Annotated in this window: 8 protein-coding genes; 6 read left to right on the top strand and 2 right to left on the bottom strand. The window is 73.4% G+C overall.

Going from position 1 to position 11541, the window contains the following annotated elements; genetic code table 11:
- Nucleotides 1-114 precede the first annotated feature (114 nt).
- The 3 genes from ACWCXX_RS24170 to ACWCXX_RS24160 all read left to right on the top strand — a co-directional run bounded on the left by ACWCXX_RS24170 (nt 115) and on the right by ACWCXX_RS24160 (nt 4439).
- Complete coding sequence (locus tag ACWCXX_RS24170; protein WP_451130494.1) at nt 115-924, top strand: alpha/beta fold hydrolase; 810 nt, start codon at nt 115-117, stop codon at nt 922-924.
- Complete coding sequence (locus ACWCXX_RS24165; RefSeq protein ID WP_451130492.1) at nt 921-2099, top strand: glycosyltransferase; 1179 nt, start codon at nt 921-923, stop codon at nt 2097-2099. The genes ACWCXX_RS24170 and ACWCXX_RS24165 overlap by 4 nt, the downstream gene beginning before the upstream one ends.
- Nucleotides 2100-2561: 462 nt before the next feature.
- Nucleotides 2562-4439, top strand: coding sequence for an ABC transporter ATP-binding protein (locus ACWCXX_RS24160; RefSeq protein WP_451130490.1), 1878 nt, complete (start codon nt 2562-2564; stop codon nt 4437-4439).
- A 192-nt stretch (nt 4440-4631) separates the two neighbouring features.
- Here ACWCXX_RS24160 and ACWCXX_RS24155 read toward each other — a convergent pair whose 3' ends face one another.
- Nucleotides 4632-5405: an SGNH/GDSL hydrolase family protein gene (locus ACWCXX_RS24155; protein WP_451130488.1), complete on the bottom strand. Its 774-nt coding sequence runs from the start codon at nt 5403-5405 to the stop codon at nt 4632-4634.
- Nucleotides 5406-5785: 380 nt separating this feature from the next.
- Here ACWCXX_RS24155 and ACWCXX_RS24150 point away from each other — a divergent pair, with 380 nt between their 5' ends.
- Together ACWCXX_RS24150 and ACWCXX_RS24145 are read left to right on the top strand one after the other, a co-directional pair.
- Entirely contained in the window at nt 5786-7870 is a 2085-nt protein-coding gene (locus tag ACWCXX_RS24150; protein WP_451130486.1) for a DUF4139 domain-containing protein, read from the top strand.
- An 8-nt stretch (nt 7871-7878) separates the two neighbouring features.
- Entirely contained in the window at nt 7879-9438 is a 1560-nt protein-coding gene (locus ACWCXX_RS24145; RefSeq protein WP_451130484.1) for a mucoidy inhibitor MuiA family protein, read from the top strand.
- Nucleotides 9439-9505: 67 nt separating this feature from the next.
- Here the strand turns inward: ACWCXX_RS24145 and ACWCXX_RS24140 are convergent, their stop codons facing one another.
- Nucleotides 9506-10759 (bottom strand): oxygenase MpaB family protein, encoded by a 1254-nt coding sequence (locus tag ACWCXX_RS24140; protein WP_451130482.1) that lies wholly within the window; start codon nt 10757-10759, stop codon nt 9506-9508.
- A gap of 43 nt (nt 10760-10802) precedes the next feature.
- Between ACWCXX_RS24140 and ACWCXX_RS24135 the strand changes: the two genes are divergently transcribed.
- Nucleotides 10803-11399 (top strand): TetR/AcrR family transcriptional regulator, encoded by a 597-nt coding sequence (locus ACWCXX_RS24135; RefSeq protein WP_451130480.1) that lies wholly within the window; start codon nt 10803-10805, stop codon nt 11397-11399.
- Nucleotides 11400-11541 lie beyond the last annotated feature (142 nt).

Below are 11541 nucleotides of genomic sequence, written 5' to 3'. Positions count from 1 at the left end.
CCGGGGCGCCTCCCCCTCCGTGTGATCGCCCGCCGAGTGCTTGCTCGTCCGGCAGTCCCCCACGGCAGGCGCACCCCGTGTGCCGCCACAACCGACGAAAGGGCCCGACCCCCCATGCCCAAGATCCGTACCGGTGAGATCATCACCCATGTGCAGCGGTTGCCGGCCACGACCGCGCCCGCCCACGGCGGTGAGCCCCAGGTCGTCGTCTTCGTCCACGGGCTGCTCACCGACAGCCTCGCCAGCTACTACTTCACGCTCGGCCCCGCCTTCGCCGCCGCCGGGCACGACGTCGTCATGTACGACCTGCGCGGCCACGGGCGCAGCGACCGGCCGCGCACCGGCTACCGTCTGGAGGCGTTCGTCGACGACCTGGCGAAGCTGCTGGACGGCCTGGACATCACCGGCCGGGTGCATCTGGTCGGCAACTCCTTCGGCGGGACGGTCGCCGCGGGCTTCGCCGCCTGGTACCCGGACCGGGTGGCCACGGTCACCATGATCGAGTCCGAGCCGCCGGTCGCCCTGTGGAACGAACACATGAGGGAGGGGCTCGCGGACGCCAGGACGCACCTGGTGCTGGAGGAGTCCATCAGCTGGATCGCCGCCCATCACGGCGCGCACACCGCCCGGCTGTCGCGCAACGCCGGCCGGATCCTGCGGACGACGACGCTCGCCGAGGACGTGCCGCTGAGCCGGACCATCGACGACGACCTGTCCGCGCTGACCTGTCCGCTGCTCGCCGTCTTCGGCGACGAGTCGGGGCTCAGTGCCCAGGTACCGGACCTGGAGGAGCGGGTGGCCGGCTGCCGCACGGTGGTCCTGCCGGAGCAGGGCCACTCGGTCCTGGTCGAACAGCCCGCCGTCACCCGCGATCTCATCCTGGAGTGGATCGCCGAGCACACCCCCGCGGGAGCGTTGCGGTGACGCGTTTCCTGCTGGTCGTACCGCCTCTGGTCGGTCACACCAACCCGCTGGTCGGGGTGGCCGACGAGTTGGCCGGGCGCGGGCACGACGTCGCCTGGTGCGGGAACGCAGAGCACCTCGGACGGCTCGTGGGCGAGGGCGCGCGGATCTACGACTGCCCGATGCCGCACGACGAGCGAATGGTCCGGGCCCCGGGGCTGACCGGCCCGGCCGCGTTCCGGTTCCTGTGGGAGAACTTCTTCGTCCCCCTGGCCGACGCCATGGCCCCCGGTGTCGACGCCGCCGTCGACGACTTCGGGCCCGACCTCGTCCTCACCGACCAGCACACGCTGGCCGGTGCTCTCACCGCGGAGCGGCGGGGCATCGTTCACCTCACCTCGGCCAGCACTTCGGCCGAACTCGTCGATCCACTGGCCGCGTTCCCGAAGATCGGCGCGTGGCTGCGGAATTTGCTGGACGGCCTGCGCCACCGCATCGGGGATCCCGACGCCGAGGGCGATCCGCGGTTCTCCCCGTACGGGGTGGTGGCCTTCACGGGGCGGGAGCTGATCGGTGACGCGCCGCTGCCGCACGACCGGGTCCGGCTGGTCGGCCCGGTCATCGCGCCACGCCCCGGCGGCGGCGACTTCCCCTGGGAGGCGCTGGACGGGGACCGCGAGCTGGTGCTGGTCTCGCTGGGCACCGCCAACCCCGACACGGGGGGCCGTTTCCTGCGGGAGGCGGTCACCGCCCTGGACTCGCTCCGCGACCGGGTCCAGGGCGTGGTCGCCGACCCCGGCGGTCTGCTGGAGGACGTCCCGGACGGCATCCTCGTACGGGAGTACGTGCCGCAACTCGACCTGCTGGCACGGGCGTCAGCGGTGGTGTCGCACGGCGGGCACAACACCGTCTGCGAGTCGCTGTGGCACGGGCTGCCGCTGGTCCTGGCGCCGATCCGGGACGATCAGCCGATCGTCACCGAGCAGGTCGTCACGGCGGGCGCCGGCGTCCGGGTCCGTTTCGGGCGGGTCGACGCGGCCCGGCTGCGGACGGCTCTGGAGACCGTGCTGGACGACACCGGCGGGCACCGCACCGCGGCCCGTGCCATCGGCCGCTCCCTGCGGGCGGCCGGCGGCCGACGGGCCGCGGCCGACCTCGTGGAACGCGCCGCGGCCGGCACACCCGTCCACGGCTAGTGCTGTGGCCGGAAAGGTTTGCCGGAAAGCCCGCGGCGTCCGGTGCGGTGCATCGCAAGGCGGAGCATTGCCCGCGTACTGGATGTACTCGGGTGATGCGACAACGTGGCGAGGTGCCGTGCCGGGCGTCGCGAGCCGGCGAACCTTCCCGGCCACAGCACTAGGTCATGTTTCGAAAGCAGCGTGCGTGCCGGGCGTTCCCGGCCGGGCGGGACTTTCGAAACACTCCCCGGGGCCTTTCGTTCGGATCGTGCCGGGCTGATCCGGCCCGATCCGAACGGAAGACCCCGGGTTCCTCCCTTCGGGCCGGGGCTTCGTCCGGTGCGTGCGGTCGCGGGGCGGAGGACCGCCGCGGCGGAACGGCACCGGACCCGCCCCCGCACGCCCCGAGCACGCACGAACCGCACGGCGCACCACCGGGCCGACGGCCCGCCCCCGCTCTCCTTCCTCGATGGGTTTCCCATGACACACCCCGTACGGGACGAGGCTCCCGACACCGCCCCGGCACCGGACGGCACGGCTCCCGCGACGCCGCTGCGGATCCTGCTGCGCTACGCCCGGCCGCATCGCGCGGTGCTCGGCGCCACCCTGCTGATGGTGCTCGCCGCCAGCGCCTCGGGGCTCGTCCAGCCCCTGGTCGCCCAGCACGTACTGGACGGGCTGGGCGAGAGGCGCGGCGTGCTGGGCCCGGTGGTGCTGCTCGCCGCGCTGGTCGTGCTCGGCGCCGCGCTCACCGGGCTCCAGTCCTGGTGGCAGCAGCGCACCTCCGAACGTGTGGTCCGGCAGATCCGCACCGAACTGGTGCACCGTCTGATCCGGTTGCGGGTACCCGAGTTGGAACACCGCTCGCCGGGCGACCTGATCGCGCGCGTCACCTCCGACAGCGTCCTGGTGCAGAACGCCGCCACCGAGGGCATGGTGATGGTGGCCAACGGCGTCCTGAGCATTCTCGGCGCCGTCGTCCTGATGGGCGTGGTGCATCCGGGTCTGCTCGGGGTGACCGCCGCCGTCATGGTCGCCGTGGGCGTGGTGATGGGGCTGATCCTGCCGCACATCCGGAAGGCGGTGGCACGGGCGCAGGAGTCGGTCGGGGCGATCGGAGCGACCCTCGACCGCACGCTGGGCGCGTACCGCACCGTCAAGGCCAACGGCGCCGAGGGCCGGGAGACCCTGCGCGCCGAGGCCGCCGTCGAGGACGCCTACCGCGCCGGTCTGACCGGGGCCCGCTACGTGGCCTGGGTGAAGGTGCTGTCCGGGGTGTCCATCCAGGCGGCGTTCCTCGCCGTGCTCGGTGTCGGGGGTGCCCTGGTGGCCTCCGGAGGCCTCACGGTCTCCGCCCTGATCGCCTTTCTGCTGTACGTGTTCTACCTGGCCAGTCCGATCGGTTCGCTGGTCGCGGGGCTCAGCACGCTCCAGCAGGGGCTGGGCGCGATCGGCCGCATCGAGCAGGTGCGCAGCATGCCCGCCGAGGACGACGTGGACGTGCCGTCCGCCGGTGCGTCGACGAAGGGCGGTGCTCCGCCGGTCGAGTTCGACGGCGTCCGGTTCTCCTACCCGGGCCGCGGGCCCGCCCTGCGGGGCATCACCTGCGCGGTGCCCGGCGGCACCCGGACCGCGCTGGTGGGTCTGTCGGGGGCGGGCAAGACCACTCTGTTCTCGCTGCTCCAGCGCTTCCACGAACTCGATTCCGGCACCATCCGGATCGACGGCGTGGACATCGCGACGCTGCCGCGCGCGGAGGTGCGCCGCCGCATCGCGTACGTGGAGCAGGAGTCGCCCGTGATGGCCGGCACCATCGAGGACAACCTGCGGTACGCGGCGCGGGACGTGGCCGGCGAGGACATCGCCGAGGTGCTGCGGCTGACCCGGCTCGACTCGCTGATCGCCCGGCTGCCCGAGGGTTTGCGCACCGAGGTCGGCAACCGCGGTGTCACGCTGTCCGGCGGGGAGCGCCAGCGCCTGGCCATCGCGCGCGCCCTGCTGCGCCGCCCGGAGGTGCTGCTGCTCGACGAGGCCACGGCACAGCTCGACGCGAACAACGAACGCGCCCTGCGGGACGCCGTCGACCAGGCCGCGCGGCGCTGCACGGTGATCCTGATCGCGCACCGGCTCTCCACGGTCACGGAGGCGGACCAGATCGTGGTTCTCGAACACGGGCGGGTGCGGGCCTGCGGCAGTCATGCGGAACTGGTCGCCTCCGACGGCCTGTACCGCGAGCTGGCTGCGAGTCAGATGCTGGTGCCGGAGGTGGAGGACCCGCCGTCCCTCGCGGGCACCACCACCGCGGGGCCCGACGGACACTCGCCCGCGGGGGAGGAACGGAGCTGCCCCACCGACTGACCGACCGCTCCCGAAGCGCCGCTTCGGACCTTTCCCCGGAACGGGACGAGGGCGCCCGGCCTTCCGGCCGAACGCCCTCGTCCTCACGGCTCCCCGACAAAGGGACCGGGAATTCCATTTCCGTTTTCGCGGATACAGAATTCCCCATGCCCTTTTCAGGGTTTCACAGCGGGAGAATTACACCCGACCGGTTCAGCCGGTAATACGGTTGAGCAGGGCGAGATATCCGTCGCGGTGCCCGGCCGTATTCGGGTGGTAGGACTCGTTGAGCTTGCTCCACTCCAGGCTCGTGACCCATTCGGAGCCGCCCGAGCAGATGCTGTGGGGGTCGAACGCGGACCGCGGGTCGAGGTAGGTGAATCCGGCGGCGGAGGCAGCCGCCGACTCCACACCGGCCAGCGTGTCGGCCGCCGAATTGAGCGCCGTGCGCTCCTTGTCGCTCAGCCCGAAGATGCCGCAGTTGCCGCCGATGGTGTAGAGGCGCGGGTAGCCCACGACGACGACCCGGGCCTGGGGGGCGCGGGCCCGGATCGCGGAGTAGACCTGCTGGAGCCGGCCCGGAAGGTACCCGGTCGCGGCGGCCTTGGCGGCCTCGACGCCCGCGATGCAGTCCTTGTCGTCGATGGTGAGGATGCAGTTCTTCAGCACCTCGACGAAGCCCACGTCGTTGCCGCCGACCTGGACGGTCACCAGGGTGGTGTCCGCCGTCACCCGGGGCACCTGATTGGCCAGCAGCTCCGTGGTGGTGTCACCGGAACAGGCCGCCTCGACGAAGGCGTGGTCCGGGTGCTGGGCCGCCCACAGCCGGGTGTACGACAACGGCCCCCTGCGGCACGCGTCGTCGGGGTTGTCGTACGTCCGCGTGCCGACGCCGACGGTGTAGGAGTCGCCGAGCGCCACGTACTTGCCACCCGCGGCGTGCGCCGGGGTGGCTAATGTCACGCCGAGCAATAAGGCCGAAGCCATACCGAGAAAGATCTTCAGGGCTCTCATGGAGTCCTCTCCGGTTGATGAAATTACCGACCCCAATGAAATACCATTGATGAATGCGGCGGAACACCCGCCCATCGGAAAAAGTTCAAAACTCCCGATGACGCCCGCTCAAAAAGTACCGACCGCCGGAAGAACCAGATGAAAGCGGACCAAGTGGGGCCAGGAGATACGGAGGCGACCGCCGCTCAGAAATGCGCCACAAGGGCGGAAACGGCGCGGAGAACACCGTGCCGGTTTCCTCGTTCGCGCACCAGGGCGTGCGGTCCCGGGCGTCGTCCCCGGTTCGGCCCGGACGCACGGACCGACCGGGCGTAAGCTGCGCTCAGCACGGACGCGGCGGGGGGACTGGGCACATGACGGCTGAGCCGGTACAGAGGTGGGGATCGACCCTCGATTCGGTCGTGGTGTACGCGCAGGGCGCGGTCTGCCGACGCCTGGCCCGGGGTGGTGTGTCGCCCGACGGCCGGGTGCGGGTGACGGGACTGCCCCGCTCGCTGGACCCGGGCTCGCTGCGGGCCCGGGTCCTGGGCGCGCCCGGGGTCCGCGTCACCGAGGCCCGGGTGGAGGTCGAGGCCGAGCCGCTCGGTGCGCAGGCGTCCGACGGGTTGCGGCGCGAGGTCGAGCGGCTGAGCGACGAGTACGCGGCGGCGCGGGGGCGCCGGGACCGGCAGCTGGGCCTGATCGAGGAGGTCGGCGCCCTCCGCCCGGTCCCGCCCGCCCGCAAGCGCGAGGACCCGCACCGCCGCACCCCGGTCGACGCGTGGCTGGAGCTCGCCGACTTCGTCGACGAGCGGCTGACGGGACTGCACCGGCGCCTCGTCGAGCTGGAGGAGGCGCTGCGCGACGTCGAGCACGAACTCGCCGTCGCCACCGACAGGCTCGCCCGCGCCTCCACCGACGCGCCGTCCGCACATGTGCGGACCACGGTCTGCGCGGTCCTGACCCTCGACGGCACCGGCACCGGCACCGGTGACGCGGAGGTGGAACTGGAGCTGGAGTACGGGGTGCCGGGCGCGGTCTGGGTGCCGGCCTACCGGCTCACCCACCGTCAGGGCGACGGCAGCGGCCGTCTGGTGCTGCGCGCCTCGGTCGCCCAGCGGACCGGCGAGGACTGGACCGGCGTGCGGGTGGCCCTGGCCACCGCCGATCTCCGGCGCCGCACCGATCTGCCCAGGCTCCGCTCGATCCGGGTCGGACGCAGTCAGCCCGCCCCCGCGCCTTCCGGCTGGCGCGAGCCCCCGGCCGGGCTCGCCGACCTGTTCTCCGGGTACGACGCGGCAGGCCCCGCCCCGGCCCCGGTCGCCGTGCCCATGGCCGTGGGAGCCGGTTCTGCGGCCGGGCCCGTTCCGCCGCCACCGCCTCCTCCCCCGGCGCCGCAGGGCCATGGCGGTCCGCCGCCCCCGGCTCCCGGTGGCGGGTACGGCGCTCCCCCGGAGGCCTTCGGCGGCGGGGTGCCCGACTTCGCGCGGCAGGCCGGTCCGCGACGGGGCGCCAGGGCGCGGGCCGGCGGTGTTCCCTTCCCGGGTGCCCCCGCCGCCGCCATGGCGCCCGCGGCTCCCGGCGGGGCCGCGCCGCCGCCCCCTCCGGCACCGGTGGCCGGTCCGCCGCAGCCGAGCGGCGCCGAGCTCGACTACGCCGCCCTCGTCCTGTCCGGCCCCGACGAGCAGAGCGGTCGCAGGGGCCGGCTGTTTCCCGGCTCTCCCTTCGACCCGGTGGCGGTCGAGTACCGTCGCCGCGCCGAAGCGGTGGCCGCGCTGCCGCTGCCCGGACAGGCCGTGCGGCCCCGCGAGTCGGCGGGCTCCTTCGACCACCGCTTCGATGCCGCCGCTCGCGCCGACATCCCGTCGGACGGCATCTGGCACACCGTCACCGTCGGCGAGATCCCGGTCGGCCTGCGCACCGAGTACCTCTGCGTGCCGTCCGTGGAGCAGACCGTGTACGGGACGCTGGTGCTCTCCAACGCCACCGACCAGGCGCTGCTGGCCGGCCCGGTGGAGGTCGTCGTCGACGACGAGTTCCTGCTGACCGCCGCGCTGCCCACGCTGGCCCCCGGCGGTGTCCGCCGGGTGGGGCTCGGGCCGGCCGAGGGCGTCCGGGTCGTCCGGCGCACGAACCTGCACGAGTCGACCGCGGGCCTGCGCAACAACACCACCGTGCTCGACCACCGCGTCCACGTGGAGCTGGCCAACCGGCTCGCGAGGCCCGTCACCGTGGAGGTGCGCGAGCGGGTACCGGTCGCCTCCGATCCGGACGTTCGGATCGAGGAACGGGCCGACTGGACGGCGCCCGAGGAGGGTTCGGGACCCGATCGGCACGCCCCGGGCACCCGCGTCTGGCGGCTGGACCTGCCCGCAGGCGCCACCGCCGCCCTCGACGGCGGCTACGAGATCCGCATCCCGGCCGGCAAGGCCCTGGCCGGCGGCAACCGCAGGAGCTGACACACGCCATGTCCACGGCCCCGAAGCCGATCGCCCTCCCCGTCACCGCCGTCACGTGTCTCGAGGACCGCGCCCATGTCGAGCGCGCCGTCGTGCTCGATCTGGAGGCCGGGGTCCAGCGGCTGCGTCTCGGGCCGGTCAGTGCGCTGGTGGTCGACCGGACCCTCCACGCCGAACTGACCGCCGGTCACCCCGCGACCGTGCTCGACGTACGGATCGTCCGCGACTGGACGCCGCACGGCCCACTGCCGTCCACCGACGACTCCGCCCTGCGCCACCGCGTGCACGCCCTCGAAGAGGAACGGCTGTCCCTGGAGCAGCACCGCGACCGGCTGCAGGCCCGCCTCGACCTGCTCGGCCGCCTCGCCACCGACCTGCTGCGGGAGATCGGCGAGGGCACCGGCCACGGGGAGACCGAACGGTCCCGCTGGACCCTCGAACTGGACCGGGTGGACGGCGAGCGCGACACGCACGGCGAACGGCTCCGCACCGTGGAGGCCCGGCTGGCCGCCCTCGCCGTCGAACTCGGGGAGGCCCGGCAGGCCGTGCGTCTCTCCGAGGAGGAGCCCGCCGAGCTGGTCGGCCACATCGAGCTGACCGTGGAGGCCGGGGCCGCCGGGCCGGTCGAGCTGCGCCTGAGCCACCTCACCCCGTGTGCGCTGTGGCGGCCCGCCTACCGGGCCGTGCTCGACGGGGACTCCCTGACGTTGGAGACCGCTGCGACGGTCTGGCAGCGCACCGGGGAGGACTGGTCGGACGTGCGGCTGACCCTCTCGACGGCCCGCTCGGCGCTGGCCACCGATCCGCCCCGGCTGGGCGAGGACCGGCTGGTCCTGGAGGACCGCTCCGCGGCGGAGCGCCGCACGGTGGACGTCGAGCTGCGCGAGGAGGAGATCGGGGTCCTCGGACCGGCGCCGGTGCTCGGTCTGCCGGGGGTGGACGACGGCGGCGAGGCGCGGGTGCTGAGGTCCCCCGCCCCGGTCTCGGTGCCCTGCGACGGCCGCGCCCACCGGGTGCCGCTCTCCTCGTTCACCACGGCCGCGCCCAGTGAGTACGCCTGCTCACCGGAGCTGTCCCCCCTGGTCACCCGGGTGGTGCGGTTCGACAACCTGTCCGGCCACGCGCTGCTCGCCGGGCCCGTGGACCTGGTCCGCGACAGCGGATTCGGCGGCCGCGGCACACTGGACTTCACCGCCCCCGGCGCCCCCGCCCAACTGGCCTTCGGCAGCTGCGACGACTACAGGGTGGTCCGGCACGCCGAGGAGTCCCGCGACACCACCGGCATCACCCAGCGGACCGTGGTGACCCGCACGGTCCGCCTGCATCTGTCCCGGTTCTCCGCCCCCGGGGAGCACGGCGAGCAGGTGGTCGCCCTCCGGGAACGGATCCCGGTCTCCGAGGTCTCGGCGGTGGAGGTACGCCTGCGCGGGGATTCCTGTTCCCCGGCCCCCGACACGGTCGACGCCGAGGGCATCGCCCACTGGAACGTCCCCCTCCCGCCCGGCGGCCGCCGCACGGTCACCCTGGTCTACGAACTGTCGGCGAGCGCCAAGGTCACCGGACTCTGAACCCGGCCCCCGCCGGTCCGGGGCGGAATCCGGATCCCTCGCCGAGGAGCGTCTGCCCGGTAACCCCCTAGCACCCCGTCTCCGGCAGGTGGGCCACGGAGGCGGGGCCGTCGCGGAGCATCGAGGCCAGGTCCCGGTCCTGCGCACGCGCGCCGCGCCGCTCCAGCCGTTTCCGGCCGCCGGGCAGTGCGCCGAGGACCCGGTACCGGACCGTGTTCGTGGCGAGCGCGAGCACCGGCCCCCACGGCAGACGGGGACGCAGTCCCAGGTCGCGCATCCCGGCCGGGCCCACGAAGGCGGTGAGGAGGCTCGTCTGCCGGGCCCGCTCGTAGCGTTGGTGGAGCCGTTCGACGAGGGGGCTGTCGTGGCCGAAACCGCGCTCGGCCTGGGCGTCCATGGTCCGTCGGGCGAGGTCCCGGCCGGCCTGGGTCTGTCCGGCGGCGGACAGCAGGATGTGGTAGTTCCATCGGTGCCGGACGTTCTCGTCGTCGGTCAGCCACTGCGGCGCGACGCCCATCAGCAGGCCGACGTACCGCCACAGGTGCATGAGGTCGTCGCGCTGCCGACGGGTCAGGCGCACCCCGAGTCCGAGGCAGCCGGCGATCACGGTCGCGTCGAACAGCCCGAGGGTGGCCGCCTGGTCGGCCTGGTTGATCGGGAGGCCCCAGCGCGCGCTGTCCCAGCGCGGTTCGAAGTGTGCGTTCACCAGGGCGTGCATGGCGCGCACATGGACGGTGAGACGCCAGCCCTCGGCCCCCGGGCGCAGCCCGCCGGGGCGGGTGACGGCATGGGACCACTTGGCCGTCTCGCCGAGGCGCCGCAGGGTCTCGTCCCCGCCCAGGCCGCCGGTGAGCACCAGCAGGTCGGCCGGTCCGCCGAAGCGGTAGCCGCCGACGAGGGAGAGGAGGGTGAGGACGTCGCCGCTGTTGCGGCCCAGGGAGCGGTAGGCCGCCGCGCCGCGTTCGATCCGGTCCCAGTCGACCCAGTCGGGGACGGCCGTCGCGTGGTCCAGGAACGCCCGCAGCGCGGGCGGCAGTTCCCGGGGGACGTCGGGGGCCGCGCGCAGGGCCTCGCCGATCAGTGAACGCGTGACCCGGTCCGGGTCCCCGGCCGGCAGCCGCATCGCCTCGGCGAGGGCGGCACCCGGTTCGTCGCGCTGGAGGAGAGCGGCCCCCAGTCGTTCCATGAGGGCCTCGTCGACGTCCTTGCCGATGTCTGCGAAGAGGAAGAGGGCACGGGCGATCCTGCGGCCGCGTTCCTCCGCCTCCCGGAAGCGGCTCGGAAACGGACCGACGGCACGGACCTCGCTGCTCTGCGTCATACAACCGTTGTAATGCGAATGATTATTCGCATACAATTCGCTTATGCGTAAGATGCCCCGTCAGGAGCGGTCGCGGGAGATGGTCGAGCGGATCATCGACGCAGGGCGAGTGGTACTGGCACGCGATGGCTACGCACGGTTCGCCACCACTCGGGTCGCCGACGCGGCCGGCATCAGCCCGGGTTCCCTCTACCAGTACTTCCGGAACAAGGAAGAGCTCCTCACCGTGCTCATGGAGCGGTACTGGGCACAGGCGGGCGACCTGGTGGCGGCCTCGCTCGCCGACCATCTCGCCGATCCGCCCGAGCAGTTGATCCCCAATGCGATCGAGGCCCTGCTGTCCGCGCTGGAGCAGGACTCGCAACTCCTTCGCGTCGTGATCGAGGAGGTGCCGCCGAGCTACCACGAGGACCATCTGCATCACCTCCGGCGCCGCGTCCAGGACCTGGGCTCGGCGTACCTCGCGGGACGTGAGCCGCAGGAGCGGAACGGGGCCACCCGTGCCTGGGTGCTCGTGGCCGCCATGGAGGCGCTCAGCGTGCGGTGGATCCTCGACCGGCCCGCCATCCGGCGCGACGAACTGATCGAGGAGCTCACCGCACTCGTGACCAACTACATGTTCCGCGCGGACACGGCCTGACGGCGGTCTGCACCTTCCCCGGCACCGCCGGTCCCGCCCCGACGACGGGGCCGCGGGAACCGGAGAGGCGCGTGGACGGGCGATCCGTGGCAACGGGCCCTGGAAGGGGTCGCGCGCGCCGCTCCCCCACCGCTCGCGGGTT

It is taken from the genome of Streptomyces sp. NPDC001732, from assembly GCF_053596315.1.
The sequence above is the reverse complement of the archived record's forward strand: the minus strand, read 5'-3'. Positions and strand labels throughout refer to the sequence as shown.